The sequence below is a fragment of the Nucisporomicrobium flavum genome (genome assembly GCF_016464385.1).
Lineage (GTDB): Bacteria > Actinomycetota > Actinomycetes > Mycobacteriales > Micromonosporaceae > Actinoplanes > Actinoplanes flavus_A.
The window spans coordinates 128,616-147,524 of sequence record NZ_JADMLH010000017.1; the positions used below are offsets into that span (position 1 = coordinate 128,616).

Here is an 18,909-nt window from a genome sequence, read left to right on the forward strand (position 1 = left end):
GAACACACCGCTCCCGGCCGTCCGGTTGCATCGGCCGGGGATCTAGGTGGTGTACCAGGCCGCGGTGTCTCCCGGGAGGATCCCGTCCTCGCCGACCGGCCCGCTGGCCAGCAGCAGCCGGGCGTCGCCCACGCCGGGTGGCGCCGGGGCCGGCCGTTCGCCGGCGTTGACCACGCAGACGAAGCCGGGGTCGCGGCGGAACGCGAGCACGTCCCCCTCGGTGCTCAGCCAGGTCAGCGTGCCGGAGCCGAGGGCCGGCAGGGCGGCGCGGTGGCGCAGCGCGCCGCGGTAGAGCGACAGCATCGACGACGGGTCGCCGGCCTGCCGTTCCGCGGTCAGCTCCGCCCAGCCGGCCGGCTGCGGCAGCCAGGAGGCGGGGCCCGGGCCGAAGCCGTACGAGGGCTCGGCGCCGGACCAGGGCAGCGGCACCCGGCAGCCGTCGCGGCCGAGCTCACTGCCGCCCGTACGGTGGAACGTCGGGTCCTGCCGCACCTCGCCCGGCAGGTCCTCGACCTCGGGCAGCCCGAGCTCCTCCCCCTGGTACACGTAGGCGCCGCCGGGCAGGGCGAGCATGAGCAGCGCCGCGGCCCGGGCCCGCCGGAGGCCGGTCGCGCCGCCGCCGTACCGGGTGACGTGCCGGGTGACGTCGTGGTTCGACAGCACCCAGGTCGCCGGGGCGCCCACCCGGGCCAGCTCGGTCATGCTCTCGTCGACGGCCGCCCGCAGCGCGCCGGCGTCCCAGGGTGCCATGAGGAAGGTGAAGTTGAACGCGGTGTGCAGCTCGTCGGGGCGCAGGTAACGGGCGAGCCGCGCCGGGTCCGCCACCCAGACCTCGCCGACGAACGTCCGGTCCCCCGGGTACGCGTCGCTGATCCGCCGCCAGCCACGGTAGACGTCGTGCACCTCGTCGAGGTCCCAGTGCGGGTGCCCCTCGACGGCCTGGCCACCGGTGGCGTGCCCGGCGCCGAGGTCCGGCATCTCCGGGTCCTTGGCCAGGCCGTGGGCGACGTCGATGCGGAACCCGTCGACCCCCCGGTCCAGCCAGAACCGCAGGATGTCGTGGAACTCGGCCCGTACCTCGTCGTTGGTCCAGTCCAGGTCGGGCTGCTCCAGGGCGAACAGGTGCAGGTACCACTGCCCGGGCCGGCCGTCGGGCTCGGCGACCCGGGTCCACGCCCGCCCGCCGAAGTTGCTCATCCAGTTGTTGGGCGGCACCGAGCCGTCCGGGCCGCCGCCGTCGCGGAACAGGTACCGGGCGCGCTCGCGGCTGCCGGGCGGCGCGGCGAGCGCGGCCCGGAACCATGGGTGCTGGTCGGAGGTGTGGTTGGGCACCAGGTCGACGATGATCCGCAGGCCGTGCGCGTGGGCGTCGCGGATCAGCGCGTCGGCGTCGGCGAGGGTGCCGAAGCGGGGGTCGACGTCCCGGTAGTCCGAGACGTCGTACCCCGCGTCGGCCTGCGGCGACGGGTAGAACGGGTTCAGCCACAGCGCGTCCACGCCCAGGTCCCGCAGGTACTGCAGGCGGGACCGGACGCCCGGCAGGTCACCGATCCCGTCGCCGTCGGAGTCCGCGAAGCTGCGCACGTACACCTGGTAGATCACCGCGTGACGCCACCAGGGTCCGTCCGGGCTCATGGGGTCCTCCGGTCAGTCGGTGGTGAGGAGGTTCTTGCCGGTCGACGGGTCGAACAGCTGCATCTTCGCCGTGTCGTACCAGAGCCGCGCCGTCGTGCCGCGCCGGACGTCGGACGCGGCGTCCAGCCGGGCGGTGATCGAGGTGCCGCCGCCGTGCAGGTCGTTGCCGGTGTCCTTGGCCAGGTCGTCGAGGTCGGCCGAGCGGGCCTCCTCGCCCTTGACCGTGAAGTACGCGTACACGTCGGAGCCCATGGCCTCGACGATGTCGATCGGCGCGTCGAAGGTCGCGCCCGGCTTGTCGCCGATCATGACGGCGTCCTCGAAGTGCTCCGGGCGGATGCCGACGATGACGTCGCGGTCCGCGGACGTCCGCTCCAGCGCCTGCCGCGCCCGGGCGGGAAGCTCCGCCTCGCCGAGGGCGGTCATCACCGTGCCGCCGCCCCGCAGCTGCCCGGGCAGGAAGTTCATCGAGGGGCTGCCGATGAAGCCGGCCACGAACAGGTTCGCCGGCCGGGCGTACAGGTGGGCCGGGCTGCCGACCTGCTGCACCACGCCGGCCCGCATGACCACGACCCGGTCGCCGAGCGTCATCGCCTCGGTCTGGTCGTGCGTCACGTAGAGCGTGGTGGTGCCCAGCGTCTTCTGGATGCGCGCGATCTGCGTACGCATCTGGACCCGCAGCTTGGCGTCGAGGTTGGACAGCGGCTCGTCCATCAGGAACGCCTTGGGCGAGCGGACGATGGCGCGGCCCATGGCGACCCGCTGGCGCTGGCCGCCGGACAGGTTCGACGGCTTGCGGTCCAGGTGCTGCGTCAGCTCCAGCATCTCGGCGGCGTCGTCCACCTTCCGCCGGATCTCCGCCTTGTCCATCCCGGCCAGGCGCAGCGGGAAGCCCATGTTCTCCCGGACGGTCATGTGCGGGTAGAGCGCGTAGGACTGGAACACCATGGCGATGTCGCGGTCCTTGGGCGCCTTGTCGTTCACCACCTGCCCGTCGATGAGCAGCTTGCCCGCGGTGATGTCCTCCAGGCCGGCCACCATGTTGAGGGTGGTCGACTTCCCGCAGCCGGACGGGCCGACCAGGATGATGAACTCGCCGTCGGCGATCTCGAGGTTGAAGTCGTCCACGGCCAGCGCCCCGTCGGGGTACCGCTTGACGACATGGTCCAGAACGATCTCGGCCACTTTCCGCTCCTCAGCCTTTTACCGCGCCCGAGGTCAGCCCGGCGACGATCCGCCGCTGGAAGACCAGCACGAACAGAACGATGGGAATGGTGATGACCACGGCGGCGGCCGCGATCGGTCCGGTCGGTTTCTCGAAGGTGGTGGCGCCGGTGAAGTAGCTCATCGCCGCCGGCACCGTCCGCGCCTGCGACGTCGAGGTCAGCGACAGCGCGAACAGGAAGTCGTTCCAGCACGCGATGAAGACCAGGATCGCCGTGGTGAACACGCCCGGCATCGCCAGCGGCGTGATCACCTGCCGGAAGGCCTGGTACGGCGTCGCGCCGTCCATCTTCGCGGCCTTCTCCAGGTCCCAGGGGATCTCCCGGAAGAACGCCGAGAGCGTGTAGATCGCCAGCGGCAGCGCGAACGTGATGTACGGGATGATCAGGCCCGGCCACGTGTCGAACAGCCCCAGCGCCGTCTCGATCTTGAACAGCGGGGTGACCAGCGCGATCTGCGGGAACATCGAGACCAGCAGCGCCATGGCGACGATCGCCTTTTTGCCCGGGAACTGCAGCCGGGCGATCGCGTACGCGGCCATCGTGCCGAGCACGATGGCCACCAGGGTGGCGATCACGCAGATGCCGATCGAGTTGATCAGCGCGCGGACGAAGTCCTCGTTCTTGAAGATCGACAGGTAGTTGTCGTCGGTGGGCGAGGTCGGGAAGTACTTGCCGTCGTTGAGCGTCTGGTCGTCCTTGAGCGACAGCGACACCAGCCAGAACACCGGGATGAACGCGTACAGCAGGACGATCGTGTTGATGCCCCACCACATCAGCTTGCGGTTCGTCGTCACGGGTTGCACGGCTACCGCCTCCCTCCGGCGTCGGAACCCGGCGCGGCCGCGCCGAAGAGCTTGATGAACAGGAACGCGATGATGCCGGTGGTGATGAAGATCAGCACCGACATGGCCGAGCCGATGCCGAGGTTCAGGCCGCGGATGAGGTTGCTGTAAGTCACCATCGACACCGAGCTGGTCTCGTTGGCGCCGCTGGTCAGGATGAAGATGTTGTCGAACACCCGGAACGCGTCGAGCGTGCGGAACAGCAGCGCCACCAGGATGGCCGGCTTGATCAGCGGTACGGTCACCAGCCAGAACCGTTTCCACGCCGAGGCGCCGTCCATCGAGGCCGCCTTGAGCAGGTCCTCGGGCACCAGGGCGAGCCCGGCCATGAGCAGCAGCGCCATGAACGGGACGGTCTTCCAGACCTCGGCCAGGATGATGATCATGATGGACGAGCCGAACTTGGTGAGCGGCGCCGAACCGCTCGGTGCCAGCCAGCCCAGGTCCTCGGTCCAGGCGAAACGCCAGGAGAACGCGGCGACCACGGTCACGATCGCGTACGGGATCAGCGCCGAGGTGCGGACCAGCCCGCGGCCGACCAGCGTGCGGTGCATGACGATGGCCAGCACCATGCCCAGCACCAGCTCGAGGGCCGCGCTGATCACGGTGATGAGCGCTGTCACGCCGAACGCCGTCCACCAGATCGGGCTGGACAGCACGGTGACGTAGTTGTCGAACCAGATGAACTTGTTCTCGCCGGGCCGGCGCAGGTCCGCCCGGTTGAGCGACAGCCACATCGCGTACAGCACCGGGTATGCGGTGACGGCGAGCATCAGAACCACGGCCGGCGCCACCAGCATCAGGCCGAGCTTGCGTTCGGCGCGCTTGGCCTCGGTGAAGCGCTGACGGGCGATCTGGGTGGTCTCGTCCTCCATGGATTCGGCGGCGGCTTCCGCGGCCGCCGACGTCGGCGTAGCGGTCATGGGAGGATCCCCTTGCCTTCGATCGCGGCCTGGATCGCGTCGCGAAGCTCATCCGCGGACTTCTGCGGGTTGATCTCCCCGGGCGGTGACAGCGTGGTGGAGACGATCGTGGAGATGTTCTGGTAGACCGGCGACACCGGGCGCGGCACGGCGTTCTTCAGCTCGGCGAGCATGACGTCCTTCATCGGGTACGCCTTGGTGAACTCGGGAGTGTCGAAGACCGTGGCCAGGGCCGGCACGTCACCGCCGTCGAGCGCGGCGCTCAGCGCGTTCTTCTCGTTGCGCATGCACATCCCCGCCTCGAAGGCCTCGTCCGGATGCTTGCTGTACTTGCTGATCGCGTAGTTCATCCCGCCGAGCGTCACCCGCGGCGGCCCGCCGTCGATCGACGGGTACGGCGCGAAGCCGAGGTCGCCGACGAGGTCCGGGTTGGCCTCGCGCATGGCGCTGAGCACGTACGGCCAGTTGAGCGCGAACGCCGACCGGCCGGCCTGCAGGTCCGCGAAGACCTCCGGCTCCTGGGCGTTGGACAGCGACGAGCTGGTCACGCCCGAGGTGGCGAGCTTGCGCATCATGGTCAGCGCCTGGACGGTCTTGTCGTCGATCGTGGGAGCCGTGCTGTCCTCGTTGACCAGCGTGCCGCCGTACCCGGTGACCAGGTTGTTGATGTTGACCACGTAGCCCTCGTACTGGGCCGCGGTCAGGCCGATCTCGTACGGCTTGCCCTGCGACTTCAGCTGCTGGGCCATCGTGATCATCTCGTCGAACGTCTTGGGCGGCGTCGGCACCAGCGACTTGCGGTACCAGAGCAGCTGCACGTTGGTCGTTCGCGGGATGCCGTAGAGCTTGTCCTTCCAGGTGGCCGTGTCGATCGGCGGCTGCAGGGTGTCCTTGGTCGCCTGCGCCTTCTGGTCGGCGGTCAGCTCGCGGATCCAGCCCGCCTCCGCGAACTCGGCCGTCCACGTCACGTCCATGCCGAGCAGGTCCATGCCGTCGTCGTGCGCGGCGAGCCGGCGGACGAACTGGTCACGCTGGCCGTCGGCGTCGCTGGGCAGGAGATTTCCGACGATCGTGTACCGGCCGGCGGCCGCCTTGTTGCAGTCGGCGAGGATCTTGTCGAAGCCGGTGCCGCTGGCACCGCCGTACAGGTTGATCACGGTCCCCTTCGGACCGCTCGAGCAGGCCGCGAGCGAGGCCATGAGGACCGCCACACCGAAGGCGGCCGTCCAACGTGAGGGGTGTCCGCGTACCGCTGTCGGATGGTGAAGCCTCATCGAGCCCTCCGTCCGTCACACGCCGTTATGACGTAGATCACAGTGAACTCAGCCTGCCAGATTCCCGTGCGGACCGCGAGTCGTGGACCGGTCACGGATCGAAGAATCTGCAGGTACAGCTTCCGGACGCTACGACGATTCAGCGAACCGGCCGGCCCGTCCCGCGCAGCGATCCGGAGCAACAGGCCCGGCGTCGGCACAATCGGATATTGGCGATATGTAGCGATCAGTACGCGCTCCAGGTCGGTGCCCACCGCCGCCCACCCGCGGGACTTCGGCCTCTGGCTGTTGCGGAGCGCCAGTGGCCAGCATGCGAGGTGAGCCCCTGAGCCGGTCGGCTCGATGGGAGGGCGTCATGACCTACCTGGTGGAATTCCCCCTGGCCGACGGCGGTGAGCCGATCGTCGTCGAGATGGACGACGACCAGCTGAGCGGTTTCGCCCCGGCGGCGGTGAACGCCGGCGAAGTGGCGGCGACGGCGACCGAATCCTTCGAGAGCGCCGTGGAGCGGTTGCTGCCGCCGATGCGGGCCATCGGGGAGCGCCTGAAGGAGCTGGCACCCGACGAACTGACCGTGACACTCGGCGTCAAGCTCACGGCCGAGGCCGGCGTGATCGTCGCCAGGACCGCGGGCGAGGCCAATTTCACGGTGACGATGAAGTGGATCGGTGGTGCGACATGACCGAGTGGATTCCGGCGGTGGCACGGCTGCGGAACCAGCTGTCGGCCGTGGGAGGTGGCGCGCTGATCCCCGGAGGGAAAGTGCTGACCTGCGCGCACGTCGTCAACGCGGCGGTGGGGCGGAAGCGCGATGCCCCGGAATGGCCGTCCGGATCATTGTCGGTGGACTTTCCCTTGCAGGGTGTGAACGACGTCGCGGCGAAGGTGATCGCCTGGTCGCCGTTGACTGCCCTGGGCCACGGCGACATAGCACTCCTCGAACTCGCCGACGACCGCGTGACGGAACTCGAGCCGCTGATGCTCGCCGAAAGGGTGGTGACCGCTGACGAGGAGCTGGCGACGTTCGGATTTCCGCGGAATTGCGCGGACGGGGTCCATAAACGGCACCTGGCGCACGCGGGAACGCTGGTCGGCGGATGGGGGCAACTCGTCGACCGCGCCCAGAACGAGCACAAGTTGCAGCCGGGATTCAGCGGGTGCCCGGTCCTCGACGCCGCCGGCTACGTGATCGGCGTCTTCACCCAGGCCGAACTGGCGCCGGACGTCAACGTCGGCGCCTACATCCCCACGGCGCGGGCCGTGGCGGCGGTGCAGGCCGGCGCCGGCATCGCCCTGCCGTCGCTGGTCCCCGGCCCGATCGACGATCCCGGCAAGGAGATCGCGCTCGACACGGAGTACTACGTCGCGAAACTGGGCAGCTGGCCGGCCGGGGCCGTCGATGGCGCGGACGTGGTCCCGGCGCTGCGGACCATTCTGCAGAAGGTGGAGACCAGCCCCGGTTACCGTCAGCGCAATGTCCCCGTGTGGGCGACGCTGTACCGGATGATCGGCGGCGCCTACCTGCTGCACTCGAAGCTCGACATGGGTGAGAAGGTGCGGGCGGCCCTTCCGTACCTGAGGCAGAGCCATGCCCTGTGGCCCGAGCAGGCGGCCTTGGCGCAGAACATAAGCCGGTTGGAGTCGATGCTCCGCGACTCGAGCGGAGACGTCCGCGAGTTCCTCACGACCGTGCTCCAGATCCTTCGCGGGCCGGGCGACCCGGACATCCCGTCGCTGGTGGGACGCATGGCGGAGCCATTGACCGGCCCGCAGATGCAGGCGCAGTCGTGGTTGCTGCATCAGGCCACCCCGAATCCCATCTGGAACTTCCTGCAGGCCGTCCAGGTGATGCTGAAGAAGGAGAGGAACATCGATGCGGAGATCGACGTCGGCAGCGAACTTCTGGCCGACGGCGACGTCGACGTACGGGTGACGATCGGCCCCAACGTCTTCCTGTGGAAGGTCGATCCCGGCCGGAAGACGTTCGAGGCCGGGAACGACCTCACGGCGGGGTTCATGCGACTGATCACCTGATCGCCCTCCGGCCCGGTCCGCCCCCACGGGGAGGCATCGCTCCCCTAAGATCGGCGCCCGGCAGCGAAGGGAGATCCACATGTGGCCGTTCAAGCGCCGGGAGAAGCCGGCCGGTCTCGTCGTCGACCCCACCGGCGGTGACCCGCGGGCCCGGGCACTGCTCGACGCGCTGACCGCCCGCGACTGGCGTACGGCCCGCGACGTGCTCGCCGGGGCGACCGAGCCGGACACCCGCGCGTACCTGATGGAGGTCGCCTGGAAGGTCGACGGCGTGCAGGAGTGGATCGGCGAGTGGATCGACGCCGAGCCGCAGTCGACGCTGCCGCTGCTGGTCCGCGGCTGCCACGCGGTCGGCTGGGCGTGGGAGGCGCGCGGCGCCGCGCAGGCGCAGTACACCAGCGAGGAGCAGTTCCGCCGGTTCCACAACCGGCTCCGGATGGCCGAGAACGCGCTGGACGAGGTCATCGCCCGGGACCCCGAGGACGTGACCGCCCGCACCTGGCTGGTCACCTCCGCCCGCGGCCGCCAGCTCGACGCGGACGAGGCGCAGGCACGCTTCGACGAGGTCGTGAAGCGCCACCCGCACCACGTCGTCGCCCACGAGCAGCGGCTGCAGTACCTGTGCGCCAAATGGTTCGGCAGCGACGCGGAGATGTTCGCCTTCGCGCGTGAGGCCACGGCCGCGGCGCCGGACGGCAGCCTCCTGCCGGAGCTGCTGGTCATCGCCCACATCGAGAAGTGGCTCTCGCTGTCCCGCGGCGAGGACGACGAGTACATCACCGCGGAGCCGGTCCGCGCCGACATGCTCGCGGCGGCGGAGAAGTCGGTGTTCCACCCGGCCTTCACACCGGCGTACGGCTGGATCCCCCGCGCGAACGTCTTCGCGATGGGCCTGCACCTGGCCGGCGAGAAGGCCGCGGCGGCCCGGGTCTTCGACCTGCTCGGCGACCGGGTCGGCGGCTGGATCTGGAACTACCTCGGCGACCCCGCGACGGCGTACGAGTCGGCACGGGCCTCCCTCTAGGAGCCGGACCAGGCGGTCCAGCGTCGCACGGCGATGCGCAGGAACGGGCCGGGCGGCGGCGCGTCCCGATACTGGGGGTATTTGGCGAGCAGCGCGGGCTCGGCCTCCTCGCTCACCGTCGCGACGCCGTCGGCGCGGACCCACCACAGCGTGGCCCAGTCCTCGTCGTAGTGGTCGGCGAGCACGCTCACGCGCGGCTCGTGGGCGATGTTGACCAGCCGTTGCAGCGCGCGGTGCCGCTTCGGCTTCGCGTCGACCGCCGTGTGCACGACATCGCCCACGAGCGCGAAGACGATCGGTACGAGATGCGGGGCGCCGCCCGGGGTGACCGTGGCGAGCCGGGCCACCCGGGCGGCGGCGAACCGCTGCGCCGGCGTCACCGGCCGGTCAGGTCCGCGATCGCCCGCTCCCACTTCTCCCGCGCCGGCTCCACCACGCTCCACGGCCCCGACGGCAGCCAGCACGACGCCCGGTGCACGCCGGCGTTCTCCAGCTGCTCCAACGCCTTCGGGTCCGGCGGGACGCTGAGAACCTGCACCTGCAGCGGCCGGTCGGCGCGCGCCCGCAGCTCGTCGATGCGGCCGAACAGGTTCTCGTCGTGCCACTGCGGGAACCAGCCGTCACCCCACGCCAGCACCCGATCCAGCACGGTCGGCCCGCCGCCGCCGACCAGCACGGGCGGCCATGGTTTCTGCGCCGGCTTCGGCCAGGACCAGATGCGGTCGAAACTGACGAACGGACCGGCGTACGAGGCCTCGTCCTGGGTCCAGATCGCCTGCATGGCGCGTACCCGGTCACCCAGCAACGCCATCCGGGTGCGCGGATCGGTGCCGTGGTTGGCCATCTCCTCGCGGTTCCACCCGGCGCCCACCCCGAACTCCAGCCGCCCGCCGGACAGATGGTCGACGGACGCGACCTCCTTCGCGGTGACGATCGGATCCCGCTCGACGACCAGGCACACCCCGGCACCCACCCGCAGCCGGGTCGTCGCCTCCGCCGCCGCGGTCAGCGAGACGAACAGGTCGTACGTGTGCCAGTACTTCCGGGGAAGCTGCGCCCCGCCACCCCACGGCGACTCCCGGCTCGCGGGGATATGGGTGTGCTCGGCGAAGAACAACGCATCCTGCCCCCGCTCCTCGACCCGCCGCGCGACCTCCCCGGGCCGTACGCCGTCATGGGTGGGGAAATATCCGACTCCGAACTCCATGCCCGCGAGTCTATGGGCGGTGCAGGTCGAGGATCAGGTCGACGACCAGGGCGGTCCAGCCGGTCTGGTGCCAGGCGCCCAGGCCCGCGCCGTTGTCGCCGTGGAAGTACTCGGGGAAGGAGATCAGGTTCTTCCAGTCCGGGTGGGTCTGGAAGAGCTCGCAGGCGCCGTAGATGGGGCGGCGACCGTCGGCGTCCGGGACGAAGAGGGCGACCAGGCGGCGGGAGAGGTCGTCGGCGACCTTGCTGAGCGGCATCTTGGTCTGCGCGCCCGTCGGGTATTCGACCAGGAGGTCGTCGCCGAAGAAGGCGGCGAACTCGCGGAGCGCCTCGATGAGCAGGTAGTTGACCGGCATCCAGACCGGGCCGCGCCAGTTGGAGTTGCCGCCGAACAGGCCGCTGGTGCTCTCCGCCGGCTCGTAACCGACCGTGAAGTCGGAGCCGCCCAGCGACACCGTGAACGGCTTCTCCAGGTGCGCGCGGGACAGGGTGCGCAGGCCGTACGGGGACAGGAACTCCTCCGGGTCCAGCATCCGGGCGAGGATGCGCAGCAGCTGGTCCTGGCCCACCATGGACAGCAGGCGCTGCTGGCCGCCGACCCGGGACAGCCGGCGGGCGCTGATGACGTCGGCGTAATCCGGCTGGTTGGCGAGCAGCCAGCGCAGCCGGGCGCCCAGCTCCGGCAGCCGGTTGAGGGTCGCCGCGGTGAGCCGGGTGGTCGCCGCGAGCGGGAGCAGGCCGACGATCGAGCGGGCCTTGAGCGGCATCCGGTGGCCGTCGGGCAGGCGCAGCACGTCGTAGAAGAAGCAGTCCTCGTCGTCCCAGAGCCCCTGCCGGTACGCCGCCTGCGCGATGTACGCGAAGTGCTCGAAGAACTTGGTAGCCATGTCCTCGTACGCGCGGTCGTGCAGGGCGAGGCGGATCGACATGTCGAGCAGGTTGAGGGCGTACATGGCCATCCAGCCGGTGCCGTCGGACTGCTCGAGCACGCCGGCGACGGGCAGCGCCGCGGAGCGGTCGAACGGGCCGACGTTGTCCAGGCCCAGGAAGCCGCCCTCGAACACGTTGTTGCCGCCCACGTCCTTGCGGTTGACCCACCAGGTGAAGTTGAGCAGCAGCTTGTGCATGACGCGGGCGAGGAAGTCGTGGTCACGGCCGCCGTCGATCTCGAAGACCCGCAGCGCCGCCCACGCGTGCACCGGCGGGTTCACGTCGCCGAACGCCCACTCGTACGCGGGGATCTGGCCGTTGGGGTGCATGTACCACTCGCGCAGCAACAGCAGCAGCTGGGCCTTCGCGAAGCCCGGGTCGACGCGCGCGATGGTGACGACGTGGAACGCCAGGTCCCAGGCTGCGTACCAGGGGTACTCCCAGGGGTCGGGCATGGAGATGACGTCGAAGCTGTTCATGTGCCACCAGGCGTTGTTACGCCCGTAGCGCCGGCCCGGCGGCGGTGGCGCCGACCCTGGGTCGCCGTGCAGCCACTGCTTCACGTCGAAGTGGTAGAACTGCTTGCCCCACATCAGCCCGGCGATGCCCTGCCGGGCGACGGCCGCCTCCTCGGGTGAGGCCGACGCGGGGATCAGCTCGGCGAAGTACTCGTCGGCCTCGGCCCGGCGGGCGGCGACGACGGTGTCGAAGCCCTCGCCGAGGTCCGGCTCCACCGGCACGTCGCTCTCGGTGAGGCGCAGCCGGATCTGCCGGGTCTCCCCCGGTGCCAGCGTGAGCCGGTGGTGCAGGGCGCCCTTGGTGCCGACGCCGGCCGGGTTGACGGTGGGTGCCCCGCCGACGACGAAGTCGTTGATGCCGTCCTTGGGGAACATGCTGGTGCCGGGCAGCCCCCAGAGCCGCTGGGAGTTCGTCTCGTTGTCGCACATCAGCGCCGGGGCGTCACTGTCGGCCACCAGCGTCAGGTGGCCGAGGCTGCGATGCTCACCGGCGATGCGGCCGGGCGTACCCGTCAAGCGCGGGACCGACCGGTTCGGCAGGCCCCACGACCAGGTGTTGCGGAACCACAGCGTGGGCAGCACGTGCAGGGTGGCCTCGTCGGGGCCGCGGTTGGAGACCGTGACGACGATGCACAGGTCGCGCGGGCCGGCCTTGGCGTAGTCGACGGTCACCGCCCAGAACCGGTCGTCGTCGAAGACGCCGGTGTCGACGAGCTCGTACTCCGGCTCGTCGCGGGAGCGCCGGCCGTTGACCGCGACCAGCTCGTCGTACGGGAAGGCGGCCTGCGGGTAGTGGTAGCGCCAGCTCATCCACGAGTGGGTGGGTGTCGAGTCCTGGTACCACCAGTACTCCTTGACGTCCTCGCCGTGGTTTCCGCCGTCGCCGCCGAGCCCGAACATCCGCTCCTTGAGGATCGGATCCTTGCCGTTCCACAGGGCCAGGGCGAAGCAGAACGTCTGCCGGTCGTCGCAGACGCCGGCCATCCCGTCGTCGTTCCACCGGTACGCCCGCGAGCGCGCGTGATCGTGCGGGAAGTAGTCCCAGGCGGTGCCGTGCTCGCTGTAGTCCTCGCGGACGGTGCCCCAGGCGCGCTCGGCGACGTACGGGCCCCAGGCGCGCCACGGCCGCTCCCCGGAGTCCGCCTGCGCCAGGCGCTCGCGCTCCGCCATGCCGCCGTCGCTCACCCCCACACCCGCACCCTAGCCGATCTCAGCCTCCGGCCCATTTCTCCAGGTCCAGGTCGCGCAGCGCGCTCGGCGCGAACATGCCGAGCACCGCCAGCACGGCCACCACCGTGAAGATCGACCGGAGCACCATCGTCTCGCCCCGGCCGCCGACCTTGACCGCCATGCCGTTCGGCACGCCCACCATGCGCCACATGCGCCGGCCCATCGGGATCGGCCAGAGGATCGGTACGCCGTTCTTGGTGATCATGTCGCCGAAGAGGTGCACCACGCAGCCCACACCGACCGCGAAGCCCAGCATCGGGTAGCCGCGGTCGCCGGGCAGGTTGGCGCCCGTGAACCAGGCGATCACGGCGGCCGCGCCGGTGACGATCAGCCAGCCGGCGCGCTCGGCCCACGAGTCGAACAGCCCGCGCAGCGCCAGGCCGGCCATGAAGAAGACGATCGCGACGACCGCCCATTTCCCGTACGCGGCACACAGCGTCGTCGTGCCCCAGCCGACGCCGCCCGCGAACGGCAGCGTGTGGGTGAGCGTCCGGTGCCCGTTGGTACGCCGGGGGTCGCGGCTCAGCTTCGTCGCGGTGTAGACGCCCAGCGAGATCTTCTCGACCACCTCGGCGATGAACAGCGAGAACACCCCGAACGTCCGGGCGACCGTGGCGCCGCCCTGGTTGCGGGTGACCTTGCCGGACAGGTCGAGGTCGGGCAGCAGGGCACCGCCCGCGCACACCGTGGCGCCGACGGCCACGGCCAGGGGGCTCTGGGCGTACCCCGCGAAGTGGTCCAGGGCCCAGCTGCCGGCCAGCCATACCGACGCGCCCGACAGCGCGTGCGACGGACCCATCATGATCTTTGCCCACCCCTCCCCGTAGGCCGACACTGTCGCATCGGGGAGGGGGCCGGGCAACGACCGCCACGTCTACTGTGGAGTGGCCAAGATCACCGATAGCCGGGGCCGTTCCAGGGCGCGACGCGGTGCCGGTGGTAGTACTCGTGCCGGAGGTCGCCGTACCGGGCGTGCCGGATCAGGCCGATGACCAGGAACGCGAGCGGGATCGCCGGCCAGAAGAACGGCGCACCGGACAGCGCCCAGAGGCCGGTCAGCAGCAGCGCCACGGCGACGACGAACCCGGCGTGGCGGCGTACGCCCCGGCGTGTCGCGGCCTGCGCCTGCGGCGTGCGGGCCAGCGCGGCCCGGCCCCCGTCGGGCAGGTCGGCGGTCAGCGGGTGGAGCTCGTCGCGGAACTTCGCCGCGTACACCTGGCCCAGCCGCTCCTCGCCCTCCTCCAGGGTGAGCCGGCCCTCGGCCATCGCGGCCCGCAGGACCTCGGCGACCTGCTCCCGCTCCGAGTCGGAGGTCCGGAGCCGGGCGGACCCGGACCGGATGGCGTCGTTCGGATACATGATGACCTCCCGTTGTGGTCCCTCCAGCGTCGCCGGTCCGGCGCCCGGAGCACGTCGGCCCGGCGGAGCATTCGGTACGCGGCGAGCGGAGCACCCGGCCGCCGCGGCGTACGCCCTGCGGAGTACACGCCGGACCGCACCTGCGCCCCCGGGCGCAGGCAGGACCGCCCCGCGCGTGGATGCCCGGCCGGTCCCGGGTGCCGTAGCGTCGACCGCGTGCACAACCAGCGCCGCTCGCCGCCGTGGAGTGGCAGTTCATCGCGTGACCTGCCGCCCTGGCGACCTCCCCGGTCCGCCCGGCACGGCAGCGGGCCCGGGGCAGTTGTCGGTGCCGCGTGCTTTCACGTCTTCGGGAACTGGTCGGAGGCCGTGGCGCACCCCCAGCCCACCGCGGCCCTCGCCGGCGCGCTGCTGCTCATCGGCCCGCTCGCGCTGGCCTGGCGCAGGCGGGCGCCGCTCGTGGTGCTGGCCGTCACGGCCGCGGCGAGCGTCGCGTACGCAGCGTTGTCGGAGCCCTCGTGGACGTACGCCGTCGCGCCGATCATCGCGCTGTTCACGGCCGTCAAGACGGGCCGGGCACGCCCCGCGCTGGCCGTCACCGCCGCCGCGTACGCCGCGTACCTGGCCGTGACCGTCGTCTTCGCGGGGCCGCTCGGCGTGGCCGCGGACGCCCGGCCCGGCCCCCGCGAGGCCGTGCTCGCCGCGATCATCCTCGCCGTGACCATGTTCCTCGGCGGGGCCGGCCGGGCCCGGGGCGAGTACCTGGCCGAGATGACGAAGGCGAACGCGGAACGGGCCCGCGCCCGCGAGGAACAGGAACGCCGGCAGGCGGCCGACGAACGCCTGCGGATCGCCCGCGAGCTGCACGACGTCCTCGGCCACCACCTGTCGCTGATCAACGTGCAGGCCGGCGTCGGCCTGCACCTCATGGACAGCCGCCCGGAACAGGCCCGCGAGGCGCTCACCGCGATCAAAACGGCGTCCGCCGAGGCGCTGCGCGAGGTACGGTCCGTCCTCGCCGCGCTGCGCCCCGAGGAGGAGGCCGCGCCCCGCCAGCCCGCCCTGGGCCTGGACCGGCTCGCCGACCTCACCGCGGACGCCGGCCTGCCGGTCACCACGGCGACGTCCGGGCAGCAGCGGCCCCTGCCGGCGGAGGTCGACCGCGCCGCGTACCGCATCGTGCAGGAAGCCCTCACCAACGTCCGCCGCCACGCCGCGGCCAAGTCCGCCCACGTCGCGATCGAGTACGCCCCCACCGAGCTGCGGGTGACGATCCGCAATGACGGCCCGCCGGTCTCCCCGGCTTCCCCCGCCTCACCCGACGCCGCCGCCGGCCCGGGCGGGGCGGCGCCGTCCGACGGGTCGGGCATCGCGGGGATGCGGGCCCGCGCCGAGACCCTGGGCGGCACACTCACCGCCGGCCCGCTGGCCGAGGGCGGGTACCTCGTCTGCGCCGTGCTGCCCACCATTCCCGCCGCCGCGCCCGCCGGAGGAACCACATGATCACGGTCCTGCTCGCCGACGACCAGGCGCTGGTCCGCGCCGGCTTCCGCGCGCTCATCGACGCCGAACCGGACCTCGAGGTGGTCGCCGAGGCCGCCGACGGCCTCGCCGCGGTGCAGCTCACCCGGCAGACCCGGCCCGACGTGGTGCTCATGGACATCCGCATGCCCGGCGTCGACGGCCTCGAGGCCACCCGCCGGATAGCGGCGGACCCGGACCTCACGGCCACCCGGGTGGTCATCCTCACCACCTTCGAACTCGACGAGTACGTCTTCGAGGCGCTCCGCACCGGCGCGTCGGGCTTCCTCGTCAAGGACACCGAACCGGTCGACCTCCTCCGCGGCGTCCGCGCGGTGGCAGCCGGCGACGCCCTGCTGTCACCCAGCGTCACCCGCCGGGTGATCGGCGAGTTCGCCACCCCGGGCGGCCGCGGCCGTCCCACCCGCCCGCCGGAGGACGCGGGACGCCTCCAGCAGCTCACCGACCGCGAACGCGAGGTGATGGTGCTGGTCGGCGAGGGCCTCTCCAACGACGAGATCGCGGCCCGCCTGGTGATCAGCCCGGCGACGGCGAAGACCCACGTCAGCCGGACGATGGTCAAGCTGGGCGTCCGGGACCGGGCGCAGCTGGTGGTGCTCGCCTACGAGGCCGGCCTGATCCGGCCCGGCTGGCTGGCCTGACCGGCCTCATCCGGGTTGTCGGTCCTGATCGTTCCCGGCGCCGAGCTTCCCGGGCTGGGCCGGGCCGCCGTCGATGCTCTCGCCCGGCTGGGCGAACCACGCCGGGGCGTCCTCCAGCGCCGTCCGGATCCGCTGGTGGGCGAACGGCGTCAGCTCCGGCAGCGAATCCAGCGCGAACCAGCCCACCGCGATCGACTCCGCGTCGTTCACCCGGGCCTCGCCGCCCACCGCCCGGCAGCGGAACCACGAGTTGACCATGTGGCAGTGGTCGCCGTTCGGGTACGTGACCTCGTGCAGGGCCACCCCGGCCAGGCGCTCCACCTTGACGTGGACGCCGGTCTCCTCCAGCACCTCCCGGACCACCGCGTCGGCGGGCTGCTCCCCCGGATCCATCATCCCGGCGATCAGCGCCCAGCGGTGGTTGTCGCTGCGCTGCCCGAGCAGCACCTCCCCCCGGTCGTTGACCACCACGGCGCTGACGGTCGGGAACATGAGCAGGTCGTGGCCGACGTGGGCACGCAGGCGCTTCACATAGTCGGATGCAGGCACGCATCGACCCTACGGTCACCCGGCCAGCCCGCAGCGCCCGCCGGGCCCAGCCGGCAGCTCCGGGGGCGGGCGGTCCGGATCCACGCCGCGTCCGCCGGCGGCTTCGGGGCGGGCGGTCCGGATTCATGCCGCGTCCGCGTAGCACTCGACCACCGACACGTCGAGGGGGAACCGCACCTCCGTACCTCCGAACAGGAGCTCGCCCGCCCGGGCCGCGCTGTCCCGTACGGCCTCGACGACGCGGTCCGTCTCTTCGGCCGGGCAGTGCACCCCCACCTCGTCGTGCACGAACAGGACGATCTCGGCTCGCATACCGGTCAGGGCCGTCCGCAACGTGGCCAGGAGGACGAGGGCCCATTCGGCCGCCGTGGCCTGGATGACGAAGTTGCGGGTGAACCGGCCGCGGGCCCGGCCCTGGGCGCCGCCCTGGGGGGCTTCGGCGGACCCGGCTTCCTCGGGTGGGTCGAGACCCGCGTCGCGCCAGGCGGTGGAGGCGGGCGGGCAGGTGCGGCCCAGCCAGGAGCGCACGAGACCGCCGGCTTCGCCCGTGCGGGCGGCGGCCTCGACGTACTCGAAGGCGGTCGGGTAGCTCTGGCGCAGCACCGCCAGTGCGGGGATGGCCGCGCCGCCGGTCTGGCCGTACATGGCGCCGAGGAGGGCCACCTTGGCGCGGGGGCGGTCGCCGCCGAACGCGTCCGCGGCGAGGGCGGCGTACAGGTCGTCGGCCTCCCCCGCGGCGGCGAGGCGGGAGTCGCCGGAGACCGCGGCGAGGACGCGGGGCTCGAGCTGGCCGGCGTCGGCGACGACGAAGCGCCAGCCGGGGTCGGCCACCACGGCCCGGCGGACCACCTTGGGCACCTGCAGCGCGCCGCCGCCGCGGGTGGCCCAGCGGCCCGAGACCACGCCGCCCGGCACGTACTCCGGGCGGAACCGACCGCCGCTGACCCAGGCGTCGAGCCAGGTCCAGCCGTGCGCCACCCAGATGCGGTAGAGCTCCTTGTATTCCAGGAGCGGCTTGACCGCCGGGTGCTCCACGCGCTTCAGCACCCAGGCGCGGGTGTTGGGCACGTCGATGCCCGCCCTGGCGAACGCGCGCAGCACCTCGGCGGGCGAATCCGGGTGCAGCCCGTGCATGCCGAAGGCGGCGTTGACCTCGGCGGTCAGCTCGGCGAGCCGGCGCGGCGGCCCGACCGGCTGCGGCGCGCCGAGCAGGCCGCGCAGCACCTCGTCGTGCACGTCGGCGCGCCAGGGCAGGCCGGTGTGCCCCATCTCGGCGCCGATGAGCGCGCCCGCGTTCTCGGCGGCCACGAGGAGGGCGAAGCGGCCCGGATGGGCGGTCGCCCCGACCCGGCGGTGCTGGTCGGCATAGACCCGGACGAGCGCGTCGAGAACAACGAGCCCCGGGACAGCGGACCCGGCGGACGCGCCGGACCCGACAGAAGCCGCGGAGGCAGCGGCCGAGGAGGCAGCAGACCCGGCGGACGCGCCGGATCCGGCAAAAGCCGCGGAGGCAGCGGGCGCGGAGGTAGCGGAAGCGGCCACCGCCAGCACGGCGGCATGCGCGCCGCCCGGGCCGCCGCCGGTGTCGAAGAGTGCCGCCTGCACCAGCCCGGGTGGCTCGGGCACCCGCGGCGGCGGATCGGGCGGCACCGCGACCCCGGTCAGCCGGGCGAACGCCGCGGCCAGCGACCGGGGCTCGCCCCAGCGGCCGGCGTGGCCGAGCAGCAGCGCCTCGGTCAGCTCGATGTCGTGGCAGCGGCCGACGCGCACGCCGGCGCGCAGCAGCGCCGGGTATGTCTCCGTGGTCGACGCCCAGAGCCAGCGGGGGTGGTCGGCGGCTTCGCGCTCGGCGATCGCCGCGGGCAGGTCGGTGACGCGGAGCGGCTCGGACGCGGGCGTGCCGTCGGGGCGCAGGGTCCGCAGCCATCCGGGACCCCGCCCGCCCTCGTCGTCGAACACCACCGCCACCAGCACGG

17 protein-coding genes are annotated in these 18,909 nt (G+C 72.0%); 5 read left to right on the forward strand and 12 right to left on the reverse strand.

Going from position 1 to position 18,909, the window contains the following annotated elements; genetic code table 11:
• Nucleotides 1-42: 42 nt before the first annotated feature.
• From IT780_RS31930 to IT780_RS31950, 5 genes are read right to left on the reverse strand one after another with little or no spacing between them, the layout of a single operon-like run.
• Entirely contained in the window at nucleotides 43-1,635 is a 1,593-nt protein-coding gene (locus IT780_RS31930) for a glycoside hydrolase family 13 protein (RefSeq protein WP_199515545.1), read from the reverse strand.
• A gap of 12 nt (nucleotides 1,636-1,647) precedes the next feature.
• Nucleotides 1,648-2,820: an ABC transporter ATP-binding protein gene (locus IT780_RS31935; protein WP_199515546.1), complete on the reverse strand. Its 1,173-nt coding sequence runs from the start codon at nucleotides 2,818-2,820 to the stop codon at nucleotides 1,648-1,650.
• A 10-nt stretch (nucleotides 2,821-2,830) separates the two neighbouring features.
• The gene (locus IT780_RS31940; protein WP_199515607.1) at nucleotides 2,831-3,634 is read right to left on the reverse strand and encodes a carbohydrate ABC transporter permease; all 804 of its coding nucleotides are present in this window, start codon (nucleotides 3,632-3,634) and stop codon (nucleotides 2,831-2,833) included.
• A gap of 32 nt (nucleotides 3,635-3,666) precedes the next feature.
• A complete protein-coding gene (locus IT780_RS31945; protein WP_233413862.1) occupies nucleotides 3,667-4,578 on the reverse strand; it encodes a carbohydrate ABC transporter permease in 912 nt (303 codons plus the stop codon).
• A gap of 44 nt (nucleotides 4,579-4,622) precedes the next feature.
• Entirely contained in the window at nucleotides 4,623-5,900 is a 1,278-nt protein-coding gene (locus IT780_RS31950) for an ABC transporter substrate-binding protein (protein WP_199515548.1), read from the reverse strand.
• Between the two features lie 355 nt (nucleotides 5,901-6,255).
• Between IT780_RS31950 and IT780_RS31955 the strand changes: the two genes are divergently transcribed.
• From IT780_RS31955 to IT780_RS31965, 3 genes are all read left to right on the forward strand, one after another.
• Complete coding sequence (locus IT780_RS31955; protein ID WP_199515549.1) at nucleotides 6,256-6,582, forward strand: CU044_2847 family protein; 327 nt, start codon at nucleotides 6,256-6,258, stop codon at nucleotides 6,580-6,582.
• Complete coding sequence (locus IT780_RS31960) at nucleotides 6,579-7,934, forward strand: S1 family peptidase (RefSeq protein ID WP_372443845.1); 1,356 nt, start codon at nucleotides 6,579-6,581, stop codon at nucleotides 7,932-7,934. Before IT780_RS31955 ends, IT780_RS31960 begins: the two co-directional genes overlap by 4 nt.
• Nucleotides 7,935-8,013: 79 nt before the next feature.
• Nucleotides 8,014-8,958: a DUF4034 domain-containing protein gene (locus IT780_RS31965; RefSeq protein ID WP_199515551.1), complete on the forward strand. Its 945-nt coding sequence runs from the start codon at nucleotides 8,014-8,016 to the stop codon at nucleotides 8,956-8,958.
• Here the strand turns inward: IT780_RS31965 and IT780_RS31970 are convergent.
• From IT780_RS31970 to IT780_RS31990, 5 genes are all read right to left on the reverse strand, one after another.
• Nucleotides 8,955-9,338 carry a TIGR03668 family PPOX class F420-dependent oxidoreductase gene (locus tag IT780_RS31970; RefSeq protein ID WP_307831492.1) on the reverse strand — a complete coding sequence of 128 codons (384 nt, stop codon included), beginning with the start codon at nucleotides 9,336-9,338 and terminating at the stop codon, nucleotides 8,955-8,957. The two genes, IT780_RS31965 and IT780_RS31970, sit on opposite strands and share 4 nt — an antisense overlap.
• Nucleotides 9,335-10,165 carry an LLM class F420-dependent oxidoreductase gene (locus IT780_RS31975; protein WP_199515553.1) on the reverse strand — a complete coding sequence of 277 codons (831 nt, stop codon included), beginning with the start codon at nucleotides 10,163-10,165 and terminating at the stop codon, nucleotides 9,335-9,337. The genes IT780_RS31970 and IT780_RS31975 overlap by 4 nt, the downstream gene beginning before the upstream one ends.
• 10 nt (nucleotides 10,166-10,175) lie before the next feature.
• Nucleotides 10,176-12,782 carry an MGH1-like glycoside hydrolase domain-containing protein gene (locus IT780_RS31980; protein WP_199515608.1) on the reverse strand — a complete coding sequence of 869 codons (2,607 nt, stop codon included), beginning with the start codon at nucleotides 12,780-12,782 and terminating at the stop codon, nucleotides 10,176-10,178.
• Nucleotides 12,783-12,822: 40 nt separating this feature from the next.
• Nucleotides 12,823-13,644, reverse strand: coding sequence for a metal-dependent hydrolase (locus tag IT780_RS31985; protein ID WP_199515554.1), 822 nt, complete (start codon nucleotides 13,642-13,644; stop codon nucleotides 12,823-12,825).
• A 92-nt stretch (nucleotides 13,645-13,736) separates the two neighbouring features.
• A complete protein-coding gene (locus IT780_RS31990; RefSeq protein ID WP_199515555.1) occupies nucleotides 13,737-14,201 on the reverse strand; it encodes a DUF1707 SHOCT-like domain-containing protein in 465 nt (154 codons plus the stop codon).
• Nucleotides 14,202-14,570: 369 nt separating this feature from the next.
• Here IT780_RS31990 and IT780_RS31995 point away from each other — a divergent pair, with 369 nt between their 5' ends.
• Nucleotides 14,571-15,704, forward strand: coding sequence for a sensor histidine kinase (locus tag IT780_RS31995; protein ID WP_307831493.1), 1,134 nt, complete (start codon nucleotides 14,571-14,573; stop codon nucleotides 15,702-15,704).
• Nucleotides 15,701-16,384 carry a response regulator gene (locus IT780_RS32000; RefSeq protein ID WP_199515557.1) on the forward strand — a complete coding sequence of 228 codons (684 nt, stop codon included), beginning with the start codon at nucleotides 15,701-15,703 and terminating at the stop codon, nucleotides 16,382-16,384. The genes IT780_RS31995 and IT780_RS32000 overlap by 4 nt, the downstream gene beginning before the upstream one ends.
• A 6-nt stretch (nucleotides 16,385-16,390) precedes the next feature.
• Here IT780_RS32000 and IT780_RS32005 read toward each other — a convergent pair whose 3' ends face one another.
• Nucleotides 16,391-16,933 (reverse strand): NUDIX hydrolase, encoded by a 543-nt coding sequence (locus IT780_RS32005; RefSeq protein WP_199515558.1) that lies wholly within the window; start codon nucleotides 16,931-16,933, stop codon nucleotides 16,391-16,393.
• A 123-nt stretch (nucleotides 16,934-17,056) separates the two neighbouring features.
• Nucleotides 17,057-18,856 (reverse strand): bifunctional 3'-5' exonuclease/DNA polymerase, encoded by a 1,800-nt coding sequence (locus IT780_RS32010; protein WP_372443849.1) that lies wholly within the window; start codon nucleotides 18,854-18,856, stop codon nucleotides 17,057-17,059.
• Nucleotides 18,857-18,909 lie beyond the last annotated feature (53 nt).